The organism is Enterobacter sp. JS8-1, assembly GCF_049187015.1.
Taxonomy (GTDB): domain Bacteria; phylum Pseudomonadota; class Gammaproteobacteria; order Enterobacterales; family Enterobacteriaceae; genus Enterobacter; species Enterobacter mori.
In genome coordinates this window covers 410,765-426,736 of sequence record NZ_CP185805.1, presented here as the reverse complement: position 1 = coordinate 426,736, position 15,972 = coordinate 410,765, and the positions used below count along the sequence as shown (strand labels likewise).

The window sequence follows — 15,972 nt, the reverse complement described above, 5'->3', positions numbered from 1 at the left end:
TATGCAAGGGCGAATTATTCAGGCTTCCCCTTTCTGATCAGACGATATAGTCCGCCAGCGCAGGTTCTTGTTTACAGAGGCGACGCCAGTCAACGATCGGCATACGCACCTGCATCCCCACGCTGCCGTCATCCTCCATCCACTCTTTTTCTATCGCCTGAAGCTGATAAAACCGGCTGCGCAGCCTGCCTTCCTGTGGCGGCAATCGCAGCGTGTGCTGGGCGACCTCACCGGAAAGACGTTCTGTCAAAGCCTGGAAAAGCAGTGGCACACCGATACCGGTCTGGGCAGAAAGCCAGACCCGAATCGGTTTGTTCTCTTCATCTCTGTCGATACGCGGTTCGAAATCGTCCAGCATATCGATCTTGTTCATCACCAACAGCGTTGGGATTTCGTGGGCGTCGATCTCTTCGAGCACCACGTTCACCGCGTCGATGTTCTCCTGAACGCGCACGTCTGCCGCATCAATCACGTGCAGCAGCAGGGTCGCCTGTCGCGTCTCCTGCAACGTCGCTTTAAACGCCGCCACCAGGTCATGCGGCAAATGACGGATAAACCCTACGGTATCCGCCAGCACCGTCTCACCGACGTCAGCAACGTCAATACGGCGCAGCGTCGGGTCCAGGGTCGCAAACAGCTGGTCAGCGGCATAAACCTGGGCCTCGGTGATCTGGTTAAACAGGGTGGATTTACCGGCGTTGGTATACCCCACCAGCGACACCGTCGGGATATCGGCTTTCGTTCGCGCCCGACGTCCCTGCTCACGCTGTTTCTCAACTCTTTCCAGACGTGAGAGGATCTGGGTAATACGGCCACGCAGCAAACGACGGTCGGTTTCGAGCTGGGTTTCACCCGGGCCGCGCAAACCAATCCCGCCTTTTTGTCTTTCAAGGTGTGTCCAGCCACGCACAAGACGCGTTGCCAGATGGCGCAACTGCGCCAGTTCAACCTGCAGCTTACCTTCGTGGGTACGCGCACGCTGAGCAAAAATATCTAAAATCAATCCCGTGCGATCGATAACACGGCATTCGCAAAGGGCTTCCAGGTTGCGCTCCTGGGCTGGAGACAGCGCATGATCAAACAACACGACTGACGCGCCGGTTGCTTTTACGGCATCCGCAATTTCGACTGCTTTACCTTCACCAACAAAATACTTTGGGTGCGGCGCTTTACGGCTACCGGTAATCACCTGCATTGCTTCGACACCGGCAGAAGAGACCAGAGATTCAAACTCCTGGAGGTCTTCCATATCTTTGTCTTGCGAAAAATAGATGTGTACCAGCACCGCCTGCTCACCGGCATCATAACGGTCAAACAAGCGTAAACCTCTCTAAAAAGATCAGCGGGGAACGCAGGATCCCTGGCTCCCCGTGTGGATAACAGTGCGAAACCTTATTCGGTCTCGTCGCTGTCCTGCGCAGGCGTTGAAGAACCCTGCGCGTTGCTGCCATGATGGTAGTTACTACCAGTGCCGCCGCCAGCGTTATTGCTGTGATGAGATACCGGACGGGACGGAACAACAGTAGAAATAGCGTGCTTGTAGACCATCTGACTGACCGTGTTTTTCAACAGAATCACGAACTGATCGAAAGACTCAATCTGACCTTGCAGCTTAATACCATTCACCAAATAAATAGAAACTGGAACACGTTCCCGACGCAATGCGTTCAGGAACGGATCTTGTAAAGATTGCCCCTTAGCCATTCTATCTTTTCCTTATATGCTTGTTTTGTACTTAGAACCTTGCGATTCTGAAAAATTGCGCACGATACGTCTCAATTGTACACATTCAGTCAGCGATATCACCAACAACCTCAATCACTTCGTTTAGCGCCTGTTGCGGCTTTTCACTGTCTAACCAGTGAACGCCCTCCCAACCGCGCAACCAGGTGATCTGGCGCTTCGCTAACTGCCTCGTGGCGCAAACACCTCGATAAACCATTTCATCGTATGAAATCTCACCTTCAAGATACGACCACATTTGGCGGTATCCCACACAACGAACGGAAGGCATATCCGTATGCAAATCTCCACGGGCAAATAGCGCCCGCACTTCTGCTTCAAAATCTGAAGCCAACATCTGATGAAAACGCTGCTCAATTCGTTGATGGAGCAGTTCACGGCTCGCCGGGGCGATGGCGAACTGATGCACCTGATACGGCAGAGCGTCTCCTGACGTTTGCGTCAGTTCCGTTAAAGTTTTACCCGAAATGAAAAAAACTTCCAGTGCCCGGGAAAGCCTTTGCGGATCATTCGGATGGATTCGCGCTGCAGCAACCGGGTCAATCTCCGCCAGTTGCTGGTGCAAAACGTCCCATCCCTGCTCTGCCGCCTGCTGTTCAATCCTGGCTCGTACGTCCGGATCTGCCGATGGCAGAGGCGATAACCCCTCCAGCAGCGCCTTGAAGTAGAGCATGGTTCCGCCAACCAGTAGCGGTATTCGTCCCGCAGCGGTAATGTCAGCCATCTCGGCTAAGGCATCGCGGCGAAAGTCTGCTGCGGAGTACGCCTGAGCCGGGTCGAGAATATCCAGCAAACGGTGCGGTGCCGCGCGCAGTTCATCTGCGTCTGGCTTCGCCGTGCCGATGTCCATTCCTCGATAAATGAGGGCGGAATCGACGCTAATCAACTCTACAGGCAAAACTTTACGTAACTCAATGGCTAACGCTGTTTTACCTGAGGCCGTAGGGCCCATTAAAAAAATCGCCTTAGGCAGGCTCGCCTTACTTACGTCAATCATGTCTCAGGGCGGTCATCGCCGTTTTTAAATCAACAGGTTGTAATAATCCACCCGGCGGCGTTTTCACCAGATGTGGGCAAAGGCATTCAACCTCTGCCAACACGGTAATCGCCTGCGCCATACTCCACGGTGAGTGTTCGCTGGCCAGATGGCGAGCGATCCACTGCGCGGTGTTGGCGGCATCAAACGACGTTTGCTGCGCCAGGTAGCCTATCAGTTCAGGAATCAAGTTTTGTAAATTTTGTTGGCGTAAGGGTAAAGGCACTGCGCGAATTGTCACATGCTGCGCTTCAAGCACGATTTCTATGCCCATTTCGGCAAGAAGCGCCTGTGCACGCCGCAAAATCCCTGTTTCTTCAGGGGTTATTTTTAACCGGACCGGGATCAGCAACGGCTGTGCGCAGGCGGCGTTTTCCCCCGGCGTCAGCTGCGCCTGTTTAAGCCAGCGTTCCGCCACCGGCAACGCCAGTAGCATCAGTTTCCCCTCGCGTTCGAGCAATGCCATATCCGGAGCAACAATCGTCAGTACACGACCAAAGCTCTGGCTATGCCCATCCAGTGAAGGTTGCGACACCTCGATATGCTCTTTACGTTCCACGGCGGGCGTATCAAGCAGTTTGCGGTACAACGCCCCCTGCTGCTTCTGATAACCCGGCTGAGCGTTGGGGTAGTTCGCCCCCGTAGGGCGAGGCGCGCTGCCCCCCGCTGAGAAACGCGGAGCCGACGGTTCGCGGGCAGCGGCGGGTTCAGCAAAGTGGTTGCGGCCTGCCGCCACCCGGTTTTCCGGCAGCGGACGCGGTGCCGGGGCGTCGTTTTCCAACGGCAGCGTTGGCTCCGCCTGCTGCTGCAATACCGTGACCACACCCTGATAAATAAAATCATGAACCAGACGTGACTGGTGGAAGCGCACCTCATGCTTCGCAGGATGGACGTTCACATCCACCTGATGGGGGTCGATCTCCAGATAAAGCACAAACGCGGGCTGTTGATCCGCGCCGAGTTTGTCTTCACAGGCCTGACGAATGGCGTGGTTGATCAGACGGTCGCGCATCATGCGGCCATTCACGTAGCAGTATTGGATCTCAGCAAAGGCGGCGCTGCTCGCGTTCGGATCGGCCACCCAGCCGCGCAGCGCCAGATCGCCATGCTGCCACTCTATCGCCAGCGCTTTTTCAAGGAACGGCGTGCCGCAGATAGCCCCTAACCGGCGTTCCTTCTGCCCACCTTCCGCCACCGCACGATACTGACGCATCACCTTGCCGTTATGGCTGAGGTTGATGGTGACATCGAATCGCGCCAGCGCGATGCGGCGAATGATCTCATCGATGTGTCCGAATTCGGTCTTCTCGGTACGCATGAACTTGCGTCGGGCTGGGGTGTTATAGAACAGGTCCAGCACTTCAAGCGTGGTGCCGACAGGGTGCGCCGCAGGTTTGACCGTGACGTCCATATCGCGCCCTTCAGCGTAGGCCTGCCAGGCCTCCTGCTGTTCCGCAGTACGGGAGGTCAGGGTTAAGCGGGATACGGAACTGATGCTCGCCAGCGCTTCGCCGCGAAAACCAAGGCTGATAATGGCTTCCAGATCGTCCAGAGAGGCAATTTTACTGGTGGCGTGACGCGCCAGCGCCAGCGCCAGCTCGTCTTTTTTGATGCCACAGCCGTTGTCACGAATACGAATAAGCTTTGCGCCCCCGCGTTCGATATCAATATCAATGCGGGTTGCCCCCGCATCGAGGCTGTTTTCCACCAGCTCCTTCACCACCGACGCGGGGCGCTCCACCACCTCACCGGCGGCGATTTGGTTCGCGAGCTGCGGCGGTAGAACCTGAATCGGCATGAATTCTCCTTAATTTGTGGCGGTCATCTCACCCGGCAGCGCGGCACTGGCCGTCTGGCCTGCACCGCTTTGCGGCGCTGACTGAAGCGGATGGGCTTCAAAATATTTACGCAGACCGTTATAAATCGCTTCGGCAATCTGCTGCTGGTAACTGTCGCTTCCCAGCAGGCGCTCTTCACCGTTGTTGCTGATAAAGCCCGTTTCCACGAGGATCGATGGAATATCCGGCGAACGCAGAACACCCAGGCTCGCATGCTCCGGACGGCGCTTGTGCAATGCCCCGATGCCCTGCAGCTGGTTCAGTACGTTAGTCGCGACATCATACCCGACACGCTGGGAATGACCGAACTGTAAATCCAGCACCGCCTGGCTGAGATACGGGTCAGACTGGCTATTAGCCAGCACATCACCCGCACCGCCTAACAGTTCAGACTGTTTCTCGTGCTCTTCAAGCCAGTTTGCCATTTCACTGTTGGCGCGACGGTTCGACAGCACCCAAACAGAGGCGCCGGTCGCGCTACGATTCGGCGCGGCATCCGCATGAATGGAGACCAGGAAGTTTGCGTTTTGCTTACGCGCCACGTCCGAGCGTCCCATTACGGAGATAAAATAGTCGCCGTCGCGAGTGAGCACACCTTTAAACATCGGATCGTCGTTTAACAGCGTCCTGAGCTTGCGGGCTACCGCGATTGTCACGTTTTTCTCCCGCGTACCGCCCGGGCCAATTGCGCCAGGATCCTGCCCGCCGTGACCTGCATCGATGGCGATGATCACTTTGTCACCGCTGACCGCTGCGCGTCGTGCGCTGGCGGCCGGACGCGTCACCGTATTACTGCTGGTTGCCGCTGTGATGCGATCGTTTTGCGACTTAAACGGATTACGGGCAGGTTCAGACGGACGCGGGGTATACACAGGTTCTTCCACGCGCTTCGCCACCACCGGTGCAGGCGGTGGAGGTGGCGGCGGTGCGTCGGCATTGATGGTAAAGACCACCGTATAGTTCGCCCCGTTTTGCTGCTTCACCGCCTTCGTTTTGCCCTTTTCGGTCAGATCCACAACCAGGCGTAACGACTGGCTATCCTGCGGCGTTCCCGAACGGATACTTTTCACCAGGTTGTTACCGCTGAACCGCAGCGGTAATCCCTGGATTACGCCCGTTTGTTTGATATCCAGCGCCACGCTGTGGCTGTCTGGCTGAGAAAACGCATATTCTGGGTCGCCCATAAAGCTAAACGTGATCCGGGCCTGATTTTCCCCGTTCGACACCTGAATATCTGAGAGGCTCGCCGCCCCGGCCTGCGCGCACAGCAGCACCGTAGCAGCCAACAACCAACCTTTAACGCGATTTTTCATCCCGTCATCCCTACGCTTAACCGGCCAGTCGCGCCAGTAAGGAACTGCCTGATGAGGAAACAGCACTGATGCGTGCCTCACGCCCTTGTGCCTGGTAATCTAAGTGAATTTCGACATCCGGGTCAGGCAGCACACCCGCACCTTGTTGCGGCCACTCCACCAGGCAAATGGCGTCGTTGGCAAAATAATCACGGATCCCCATAAATTCCAGCTCCTCAGGATCCGCAAGGCGGTATAAATCGAAGTGGTACACCATGAGATTTTCAAGGGTGTACGGTTCTACCAGCGTGTAGGTTGGGCTTTTCACATTCCCGTTATGGCCTAACGCCTGCAAAAAACCCCGGCTGAAGGTGGTTTTACCCGCACCTAAATCACCATAAAGATAAATGACGGTTGCCCCCTGACAGGCCTGCGCCACGCGCTTGCCGAGATCTAAAGTGGCTTGTTCATCAGGTAAAGGAATCGCTCGATTAGTCATTTTCTACGTCAATCACATCCGGGTTAACAACACGCCGTAGCGTGCAAAAAAGATCGGTGGCCAGCATACCGCGCGTACCATAGCGTGCAGCAAGCTGGTCAGCCGCTGCGCCGTGGGCCACACAGCCCGCACAGGCTGCATCATAAAGGGGAAGTTTCTGTCCGAGCAATGCGCCAATGAGGCCAGACAACACATCACCCATGCCCCCGCTCGCCATGCCTGCATTTCCGGCATCAATAATACCCAGCGCATCCTCGCTGGCGATAACGGTTCCCGCCCCTTTCAAAACAGCAACACCTCCGTAACGTTTTACCAGACGCTGAGCAGAAAGTAAGCGATCGCTTTCAATTTCTGCCACGCTGCAGTTAAGCAGCCGCGCGGCTTCGCCGGGGTGTGGCGTCAGGATGCGATTGTGACGCTTATCCGGGTTTATTGCCAGAAGGTTAAGCGCGTCGGCATCCCACAGCATCGGTTTACGAAAGTTCTCGACCTTTTGCAGGGCTTGTTTACCCCATGCCTGCAGCCCAAGCCCGGGGCCAATCACCACAACATCGGCCCATTCGAGGCTCTCTTCCAGCGTCTGCGGCGTGAGTTCATGCACCATCAGCTCCGGTCGGGCGGTAACGATCGGGATGATATTGTCACTACGCGTTAACACCCGCACTAAACCGGCACCGCAGCGCAGAGCCGCCTCGCCGGTCATGCGGATAGCGCCCGCCGTGCCGTGGTCACCCCCGACGATCACCAGCCTGCCGTGATCGCCCTTATGGGACGTTGGACGGCGCGGCGGCAGCCATCCGGTCAACTGTGAGGCGTCATATCGTGAAACTTGTGTATCCTGTCCCGCCAGCCAGCTTTCAAGCCCCAGCGCGTTGTGATGCAGTTTCCCCACCACATCCCGCGCTTTTCCGGTTAGCAGACCCGGTTTCAGGGCAATAAAGGTGACAGTATGTGACGCCTGAATCACCGCCCCCGGCGTCGCACCGGTTTGCGCGAGCAGTCCAGAGGGGATGTCCAGCGCCACCACCGGTGCGGGATGCGCGTTAGCACGCTCAATCAGAGCGGCAATGTTGTCGCGGGGCGCGCGCATCAGACCGGTGCCCAGCAGACCATCAACAACCAGATCCACATCTTCCGGCCAGAGGATATCTGACGCATGAATAACACCGCCTGCGTTCAGCCAGGCCTCTCGCGCCGCACTGGCTTCTTCCGGCAGCGAATGTTCGCTCTCAACGGCCAGTAACGTGACGCGAAGACCTGCCGCCACGGCCAGACGGGCGACGACATAGCCATCGCCGCCGTTATTACCGTGTCCACATAAAATGAGCCAGTGAGCGGCCTGCGGGTACGCGTGGCGGGCAACGTTAAATGCCGCCTCACCCGCGCGTAGCATCAGTTCGTAAAGGGTTATGCCGAGACTGTCTGCAGCCTCTTTTTCGGCACGTCGGAGCGCATCCGCATGCCAGATGGAATGTGGTATACTTGCGGGGTTTTTCTTCACCGTATGGTCCGTCATGTCACAGCCCCTCGATCTCAATCAGTTAGCGCAAAATATAAAACAGTGGGGTGCTGAGCTTGGCTTCCAGAAGGTGGGCATCACCGACACCGACCTCTCCGCCAGCGAGCCCAAACTGCAGGCGTGGCTGGACAAACAGTACCACGGCGAGATGGAGTGGATGGCGCGTCATGGCATGATGCGCGCTCGTCCACACGAGCTGTTGCCGGGCACATTACGCGTCATCAGCGTGCGCATGAACTACCTGCCCGCCAATGCGGCCTTTGCGCGCACGCTCAAAAATCCCTCTTTGGGTTACGTCAGCCGGTATGCTCTGGGGCGTGACTACCATAAGCTTCTGCGCAACCGTTTAAAAAAACTTGGGGAAATGATTCAGCAGCACTGTGTTTCGCTGAATTTTAGACCCTTTGTGGATTCCGCGCCTATTCTTGAACGTCCGATTGCTGAAAAAGCGGGGCTTGGCTGGACAGGTAAGCACTCACTTATCCTTAGCCGCGACGCCGGTTCGTTCTTTTTCCTGGGTGAACTGCTGATAGATTTACCGCTGCCGGTAGACGGCCCGGTAGAGGAAGGCTGCGGCCGGTGTGTAGCCTGCCTGACCATCTGCCCGACAGGCGCTATTGTCGAGCCTTATACCGTTGACGCACGCCGCTGCATCTCCTATCTCACTATCGAACTGGAAGGGGCCATTCCTGAGGAATTTCGACCGCTTATCGGCAACCGGATCTACGGTTGTGACGACTGCCAGTTGATCTGTCCATGGAACCGCTATTCGCAGCTCACGGACGAAGAGGATTTCAGCCCGCGTAAGGCGCTGCATGCACCACCGCTTATTGAGCTGTTCGCCTGGACAGAAGCCTGGTTCCTGAAAGTGACGGAAGGTTCGGCCATTCGCCGTATCGGTCATTTGCGTTGGCTACGAAATGTTGCCGTTGCGCTGGGCAATGCCCCGTGGGATGAAGCGAATATTCAGGCACTCGAAAGCCGTAGAGGTGAGCACCCACTTCTCGATGAACACATAGAGTGGGCGGTTGCACAGCAAATTGAGAAGCGAAAAGCCTGCGTGGTCGAAGTGCAGTTACCCAAGAAACAGCGGCTGGTAAGGGTGATTGAAAAAGGGCTCACGCGAGATGCCTGAACTATTCACAGCCTGTGTATAAAATTACAAACTCAGGCGCCATCAGGGCTGGCTAAGAGGTCAAGTGATCTCACTAACATTTTGAAATGATATTTTCTTTTTATAAATCAGAATATTATAAAGATACTATTCACCCTGCGAAGCGTTTGGCACTAACAGTTCAGCGGCAACTTCTGTGGATAACTCTGTTTACAAGAGTATTTCAGATGAAATAGAAAACGTCCCCAACGGAGCATTCCGCTGTGGATAATTTGAATATGAAGAAGAATTTGGAGCGGGAAACGAGACTCGAACTCGCGACCCCGACCTTGGCAAGGTCGTGCTCTACCAACTGAGCTATTCCCGCTTGGGTGTTCTGGTGCTGTGCGTATCTTGCGATACTTTCAAATTTTGGAGCGGGAAACGAGACTCGAACTCGCGACCCCGACCTTGGCAAGGTCGTGCTCTACCAACTGAGCTATTCCCGCTTGGGTGTTCTGGTGCTGGCGTATCTTGCGATACTTTCAAATTTTGGAGCGGGAAACGAGACTCGAACTCGCGACCCCGACCTTGGCAAGGTCGTGCTCTACCAACTGAGCTATTCCCGCAAATCTGTACTGCTTTTGTTGCTGTCGTAACGTGTAATTCTCTGTCGTTACGGGAGGCGCATTATACGAGAAATCCTTTTAGCTGCAACCCCCCTTAAAGCGATTTTTTTGAAAATCCGTTCAAATGCTTAATTAATCGGCAAGCTGAACAATTTAACGACAAAAACCCGGCCACGCAAGGCGCCGGGTCGCAAAATCACAGCTTTATAAAGTTTTCGCGGTAGTACGCCAGCTCCGCAACCGACTCGCGAATGTCGTCCATCGCCTGGTGTGTTCCCTGCTTTTTAAAGCCGTCGAGAATTTCCGGTTTCCAGCGACGCGCCAGCTCTTTCAGGGTGCTGACATCCAGATAGCGGTAGTGGAAATACGATTCCAGCTCCGGCATGTACTTAAACAGGAAGCGACGATCCTGACCAATGCTGTTACCGCAGATAGGCGATTTGCCCGCCGGAACCCACTGTTTCAGGAATTCAATGGTTGCCAGCTCTGCTTCGCGGTCGCCCTGGGTGCTGGCCTTCACGCGCTCTACCAGCCCGCTACCGGTATGGGTGCGCACGTTCCATTCATCCATCAGCGCAAGCTGATCGTCAGACTGATGTACCGCGATGGTTGGCCCTTCCGCCAGAATATTCAGGTTGGCATCGGTGACCAGCGTTGCAATTTCAATGATGCGATCGCGCTCGGGATCCAGCCCGGTCATTTCAAGATCGATCCAAATCAGGTTGTTTTCATCCGCGCTCATGTTATTTTCCACCCTTCTCGCATAACCGGCAGTAGCAGGTTAACTAGTATTAATTAGAGTGTATCATAGAGGTTTTGCCCCTTACGGGCGACCAGGAGCCAGCGCGATTGAGTAAAAATAAACTCTCCAAAGGGCAGCAGCGCCGCGTAAACGCCAACCACCAGCGCCGTCTTAAAACCACTTCGGAGAAGCCGGATTACGACGACAACCTGTTTGGTGAAGCGACAGAGGGCGTCGTGATTAGCCGTTTTGGTATGCATGCTGATGTCGAATCCGCCGACGGGGATATCCACCGTTGCAATATCCGTCGCACTATCCGTTCACTGGTAACCGGCGATCGCGTCGTCTGGCGTCCGGGTAAAGAAGCCGCTGAAGGGGTGACGGTTAAGGGCATCGTTGAAGCCGTGCATGAACGCACGTCGGTGCTGACCCGTCCTGATTTCTACGACGGTGTTAAACCCATTGCCGCCAATATTAACCAGATCGTCATCGTTTCGGCGATTTTGCCTGAGCTTTCGCTCAATATTATCGACCGTTATCTTGTCGCCTGCGAAACGCTGCAGGTTGAACCGATCATCGTGCTGAACAAGATCGATCTGCTGGATGACGACGGCATGGCCTTCGTGAATGAGCAGATGGATATCTATCGCAAGATCGGTTATCGCGTGCTGATGGTCTCCAGCCACACTAAAGATGGCCTGAAGCCGTTAGAAGAAGCGCTGACTGACCGAATCAGTATCTTTGCGGGTCAATCTGGCGTAGGTAAATCGAGCCTGCTGAACAACCTTCTCGGCCTCCAGCAAGAGATCCTGACCAACGATGTGTCCAACGTTTCGGGTCTGGGCCAGCACACCACCACCGCCTCACGTCTTTATCACTTCCCGCACGGTGGCGACGTGATTGACTCGCCGGGCGTACGTGAGTTTGGCCTGTGGCACCTTGAGCCGGAACAAATCTTCAACGGGTTTGTCGAATTCCATGACTATTTAGGCGCTTGCAAATATCGCGACTGTAAGCACGACAACGACCCTGGCTGCGCCATCCGCGAGGCGGTAGAGAACGGTGAGATTGCGGAAACCCGCTTCGAAAACTATCACCGCATTCTTGAGAGCATGGAAGACGTAAAAACGCGTAAAAACTTTTCTGATTCTGATAACTGACAACTAAGCTAAGCATCGCTAAAATCGTCCCCTTTTTTCAGGTTCCGGCGCTTTTCCGCCGGATCAGGAACGACAAAACAATGGCCTGGAGGCTACCTTGTTAAACTCATTCAAACTTTCGCTTCAATACATTCTGCCAAAACTGTGGCTCACTCGCCTGGCGGGCTGGGGCGCAAGCAAACGAGCGGGCTGGCTGACCAAACTGGTCATCGACCTGTTCGTGAAATTCTACAAGGTCGACATGAAAGAGGCGCAGAAGCCGGACACCGCCAGCTACCGCACGTTTAACGAATTCTTCGTGCGCCCGTTGCGCGACGAAGTGCGCCCGTTAAATACCGACCCTAACGTGCTGGTGATGCCTGCGGACGGCGTGATCAGCCAGCTCGGTAAGATCGAAGACGACAAAATTCTGCAGGCCAAAGGCCATAACTACACCCTGGAGGCGCTGCTCGCAGGTAACTACCTGATGGCAGATCTGTTCCGTAACGGTTCCTTCGCGACCACCTACCTGTCGCCGCGCGACTATCACCGCGTACACATGCCGTGTAACGGTATTCTGCGTGAGATGATTTACGTGCCAGGGGATCTATTCTCCGTGAACCACCTGACCGCACAGAACGTTCCGAACCTGTTCGCCAGTAACGAGCGCGTTATCTGCCTGTTTGATACTGAATTTGGCCCAATGGCACAGATTCTGGTGGGTGCTACCATTGTAGGCAGTATCGAAACCGTCTGGGCGGGCACCATTACCCCGCCGCGCGAAGGCGTGATCAAGCGCTGGACCTGGCCTGCCGGTGAAGAGGAAGGCTCTGTGGCCCTGCTGAAAGGTCAGGAGATGGGTCGCTTTAAGCTGGGCTCTACCGTGATCAACTTGTTTGCACCGGGTAAAGTGAACCTGGTGGAACAGCTGGAAAGCCTGTCGGTGACCAAACTGGGTCAACCGCTGGCGGTGTCGACCGAAACCTTCATCACGCCGGACGCAGAGCCTGCGCCGCTGCCTGAAGAAGAGATCAACGCCGAGCATGATGCCAGCCCGCTGGTTGACGACAAAAAAGACGAAGGCTAACAACAGAAGGATCGCTGACGTGCGCCCGATTATCGTTCTACTGATGGCCTGGTGCCTCAGCATGGGGGCGTACGCAGCGACAGCCCCCGACGCCAAACAGATAACCCAGGAACTGGAGCAGGCAAAAGCGGCGAAACCCGCGCAGCCAGAGACCGTCGAGTCGCTCCAGTCTGCCCTGAACGCGCTTGAGGAGCGAAAAGGCTCCCTTGAGCGCGCTCAGCAATATCAGCAGGTTATCGACAACTTCCCGAAACTCTCTCAAACGCTGCGCTCACAGCTGAATAACCTGCGTGATGAACCGCGCGAGGTTCCTGTGGGCTTAACGTCGGATGCGCTAAACCAGGAGATCCTCCAGGTTAGCAGCCAGCTTCTGGAAAAGAGCCGCCAGGCGCAGCAGGAACAAGAGCGCGCACGTGAAATCGCCGACTCGCTCAGCCAGCTACCGCAGCAGCAGACCGATGCCCGCCGTCAGTTGAACGAGGTCGAGCGTCGCGTCGGCACGCAAGCCGGTAATACGCCACAGAGCCAGGCGCAAAATCTTGGGCTACAGGCGGAATCCGCCAGGCTCAAAGCGCTGGTTGATGAGCTGGAGCTGGCGCAGCTTTCTGCCAACAACCGCCAGGAACTGTCGCGCATGCGCGCTGAACTGGCGCAGAAGCAGAGCCAACAGCTGGACGCGTATCTGCAGAGCCTGCGCAACCAGTTAAATAGCCAGCGCCAGCGCGAAGCCGAACGCGCGCTGGAAAGTACAGAACTCCTCGCGGAAAACAGCGCAAATCTGCCTGTCGGCATCGTCGATCAGTTCAAGGTTAACCGCGAGCTTTCAGCCGCGCTGAACCAGCAGGCGCAGCGTATGGATTTGGTTGCGTCGCAGCAGCGACAGGCGACCAATCAAACGCTGCAGGTACGTCAGGCGCTTAACACCCTGCGTGAGCAGTCCCAGTGGCTGGGGTCCTCCAACCTGTTGGGTGAAGCCTTACGCGCCCAGGTTGCCCGCCTGCCGGAAATGCCAAAGCCGCAGCAGCTTGATACCGAGATGGCGCAGCTGCGCGTCCAGCGCCTGCATTTTGAAGACCTCCTCAATAAGCAGCCGCAAATCCGCCAGATCCGTCAGGCCGATGGACAACCGCTTACCGGTGAGCAGAACCGCATCCTTGAAGCCCAGCTGCGCACCCAGCGTGAGCTGCTGAACTCTCTGCTGCAGGGCGGCGATACGCTGATCCTTGAGCTAACCAAGCTGAAAGTGTCAAACAGCCAGCTGGAAGATGCGCTGAAAGAGGTCAACGAGGCGACGCACCGTTATCTCTTCTGGACATCTGACGTGCGGCCAATGACCTTCTCGTGGCCAATAGAGATTGTGCAGGATCTGCGCCGCCTGATTTCGCTGGATACCTTCAGCCAGTTGGGCCAGGCCAGCGTGATGATGATTACCAGTAAGGAGACCATCTTCCCGCTGCTGGGCGCGCTGATTCTGGTGGGCTTCAGTATCTACTCCCGCAGGCACTTTACGCGCTTCCTCGAACGTTCCAGCGCGCGCGTCGGGAAAGTGACGCAGGATCACTTCTGGCTGACGCTGCGTACCGTATTCTGGTCGATTCTTGTTGCTTCACCGCTACCGGTGCTGTGGATGACGCTGGGATACGGCCTGCGCGAGGCCTGGCCCTATCCGCTTGCGGTGGCGATTGGCGATGGCGTCACCGCCACCGTGCCGCTGCTGTGGGTAGTGATGATTTGTGCCACCTTCGCGCGTCCAAACGGTCTGTTTGTCGCCCACTTTGGCTGGCCGCGCAGCCGCGTCGCGCGCGGCATGCGTTACTACCTGATGAGCATCGGCCTGATCGTGCCGCTAATCATGGCGCTGATCATGTTCGATAACCTCAATGACCGGGAGTTCTCCGGTTCGTTGGGCCGTCTCTGCTTTATCCTCATCTGCGGCGCGCTGGCAATGGTGAAACTCAGCCTTAAACGCGCCGGCATTCCGCTGTATCTCGATAAGACGGGCAGCGGCGATAACATGCTCAACCGCATGCTGTGGAACCTGATGCTCTCCGCGCCTTTGGTGGCCATTCTGGCCGCAGCCGTGGGGTATCTGGCGACCGCGCAGGCGCTGCTGGCACGTCTTGAAACCTCCGTCGCCATCTGGTTCCTGCTGCTGGTGGTCTACCATGTCATCCGCCGCGGAATGCTGATCCAGCGTCGTCGTCTGGCGTTTGACCGTGCCAAGCATCGCCGCGCCGAAATTCTGGCCCAGCGCGCACGCGGTGAAGAAGAGCCAAACCACGTCAACAGTACAGAAGGGACAACGGATGCCGACGATGTCGAAATCGATCTGGATACCATCAGTACCCAGTCATTGCGGCTGGTACGTTCCCTCCTGATGCTGGTTGCCCTTCTGTCGGTGATCTTCCTGTGGTCGGAAATTCATTCCGCGTTTGGCTTCCTGGAGAACATCTCTCTGTGGGACGTGACGTCCACAGTACAGGGTGTTGAAAGTCTGGAGCCGATCACCTTAGGCGCGGTGCTGATTGCCATTCTGGTGCTGATCATCACCACGCAGCTGGTGCGTAACTTCCCGGCACTGCTGGAGCTGGCGCTGCTGCAGCACCTGGATTTAACCCCCGGCACGGGCTACGCCATTACCACCATCACCAAGTATCTGATCATGCTGTTTGGTGGGCTGGTAGGTTTCTCGATGATTGGTATTGAGTGGTCAAAACTGCAGTGGCTGGTCGCCGCCCTGACCGTGGGTCTGGGCTTTGGCCTGCAGGAGATTTTTGCCAACTTCGTTTCCGGTCTGATCATTCTGTTTGAGAAGCCGATCCGTATTGGCGATACGGTGACCATCCGCGATTTGACCGGTAGCGTCACGAAGATCAATACGCGCGCCACTACGATCAGCGACTGGGATCGAAAAGAGATCATCGTCCCGAACAAGGCGTTTATCACCGAGCAGTTTATCAACTGGTCGCTGTCAGACTCCGTCACCCGAGTGGTGCTGACCGTACCGGCACCGTCTGATGCCAACAGCGAAGAGGTGACGCAGATCCTCTACACCGCAGCAGAGCGCTGCTCGCTGGTGATCGACAACCCGGCACCGGAGGTATTCCTTGTGGATTTACAGCAGGGTATTCAGATCTTCGAGCTGCGCATCTACGCCGCCGAGATGGGGCACCGTATGCCGTTGCGCCATGAGATCCACCAGCTGATTCTGGCTGGCTTCCGCGAGCACGGAATTGATATGCCGTTCCCACCGTTCCAGATGCGTCTGGAAAGCCTCGGCGGGACTAAAACGTCAAGAACGCTGTCATCAGCGGGGCGCAAACGCCCGGCGGGAAGTTTGTAATACTCGCCCCTC

The 15,972-nt window shown here is 56.2% G+C and carries 12 protein-coding genes and 3 tRNA genes; 4 read left to right on the top strand and 11 right to left on the bottom strand.

Annotated features, from left to right (window positions below; genetic code table 11):
- Positions 1-37: 37 nt before the first annotated feature.
- The 7 genes from hflX to nnr all read right to left on the bottom strand — a co-directional run bounded on the left by hflX (position 38) and on the right by nnr (position 7,924).
- The gene (hflX, locus tag ACOQH0_RS02065) at positions 38-1,318 is read right to left on the bottom strand and encodes a ribosome rescue GTPase HflX (protein WP_010427502.1); all 1,281 of its coding nucleotides are present in this window, start codon (positions 1,316-1,318) and stop codon (positions 38-40) included.
- A 74-nt stretch (positions 1,319-1,392) separates the two neighbouring features.
- Positions 1,393-1,704 carry an RNA chaperone Hfq gene (gene hfq, locus ACOQH0_RS02060; RefSeq protein ID WP_008502919.1) on the bottom strand — a complete coding sequence of 104 codons (312 nt, stop codon included), beginning with the start codon at positions 1,702-1,704 and terminating at the stop codon, positions 1,393-1,395.
- An 85-nt stretch (positions 1,705-1,789) separates the two neighbouring features.
- The gene (gene miaA, locus ACOQH0_RS02055; RefSeq protein WP_010427503.1) at positions 1,790-2,740 is read right to left on the bottom strand and encodes a tRNA (adenosine(37)-N6)-dimethylallyltransferase MiaA; all 951 of its coding nucleotides are present in this window, start codon (positions 2,738-2,740) and stop codon (positions 1,790-1,792) included.
- A complete protein-coding gene (gene mutL, locus ACOQH0_RS02050) occupies positions 2,733-4,577 on the bottom strand; it encodes a DNA mismatch repair endonuclease MutL (protein WP_421511421.1) in 1,845 nt (614 codons plus the stop codon). Before mutL ends, miaA begins: the two co-directional genes overlap by 8 nt.
- Before the next feature lie 9 nt (positions 4,578-4,586).
- Positions 4,587-5,930 carry an N-acetylmuramoyl-L-alanine amidase AmiB gene (amiB, locus tag ACOQH0_RS02045; protein WP_100165638.1) on the bottom strand — a complete coding sequence of 448 codons (1,344 nt, stop codon included), beginning with the start codon at positions 5,928-5,930 and terminating at the stop codon, positions 4,587-4,589.
- A 16-nt stretch (positions 5,931-5,946) separates the two neighbouring features.
- Entirely contained in the window at positions 5,947-6,408 is a 462-nt protein-coding gene (gene tsaE / locus ACOQH0_RS02040) for a tRNA (adenosine(37)-N6)-threonylcarbamoyltransferase complex ATPase subunit type 1 TsaE (protein WP_008502923.1), read from the bottom strand.
- Positions 6,401-7,924, bottom strand: a complete 1,524-nt coding sequence (nnr, locus tag ACOQH0_RS02035) for a bifunctional ADP-dependent NAD(P)H-hydrate dehydratase/NAD(P)H-hydrate epimerase (protein WP_421511420.1) — start codon at positions 7,922-7,924, stop codon at positions 6,401-6,403. The genes tsaE and nnr overlap by 8 nt, the downstream gene beginning before the upstream one ends.
- On the opposite strand from nnr, the gene queG reads away from it, so the two are divergent.
- Positions 7,923-9,062, top strand: coding sequence for a tRNA epoxyqueuosine(34) reductase QueG (gene queG / locus ACOQH0_RS02030; protein ID WP_214594721.1), 1,140 nt, complete (start codon positions 7,923-7,925; stop codon positions 9,060-9,062). The genes nnr and queG overlap by 2 nt on opposite strands.
- 270 nt (positions 9,063-9,332) lie before the next feature.
- Here queG and ACOQH0_RS02025 read toward each other — a convergent pair.
- The 4 genes from ACOQH0_RS02025 to orn all read right to left on the bottom strand — a co-directional run bounded on the left by ACOQH0_RS02025 (position 9,333) and on the right by orn (position 10,391).
- Positions 9,333-9,408, bottom strand: a tRNA-Gly gene (locus ACOQH0_RS02025).
- A gap of 45 nt (positions 9,409-9,453) precedes the next feature.
- Positions 9,454-9,529 (bottom strand) — tRNA-Gly (locus tag ACOQH0_RS02020).
- Positions 9,530-9,573: 44 nt separating this feature from the next.
- Positions 9,574-9,649 (bottom strand) — tRNA-Gly (locus ACOQH0_RS02015).
- 196 nt (positions 9,650-9,845) lie between these two features.
- On the bottom strand, positions 9,846-10,391 hold the full coding sequence (gene orn, locus ACOQH0_RS02010; RefSeq protein WP_089600925.1) for an oligoribonuclease: 546 nt from the start codon (positions 10,389-10,391) through the stop codon (positions 9,846-9,848).
- Between the two features lie 107 nt (positions 10,392-10,498).
- Here orn and rsgA point away from each other — a divergent pair, with 107 nt between their 5' ends.
- The 3 genes from rsgA (at position 10,499) to mscM (ending at position 15,960) form a co-directional block, all read left to right on the top strand.
- Complete coding sequence (gene rsgA, locus ACOQH0_RS02005) at positions 10,499-11,551, top strand: small ribosomal subunit biogenesis GTPase RsgA (RefSeq protein WP_010427739.1); 1,053 nt, start codon at positions 10,499-10,501, stop codon at positions 11,549-11,551.
- Between the two features lie 97 nt (positions 11,552-11,648).
- Positions 11,649-12,617, top strand: coding sequence for an archaetidylserine decarboxylase (gene asd / locus ACOQH0_RS02000; RefSeq protein ID WP_421511419.1), 969 nt, complete (start codon positions 11,649-11,651; stop codon positions 12,615-12,617).
- Positions 12,618-12,636: 19 nt separating this feature from the next.
- The gene (gene mscM / locus ACOQH0_RS01995; RefSeq protein WP_089600929.1) at positions 12,637-15,960 is read left to right on the top strand and encodes a miniconductance mechanosensitive channel MscM; all 3,324 of its coding nucleotides are present in this window, start codon (positions 12,637-12,639) and stop codon (positions 15,958-15,960) included.
- Positions 15,961-15,972: the final 12 nt, after the last annotated feature.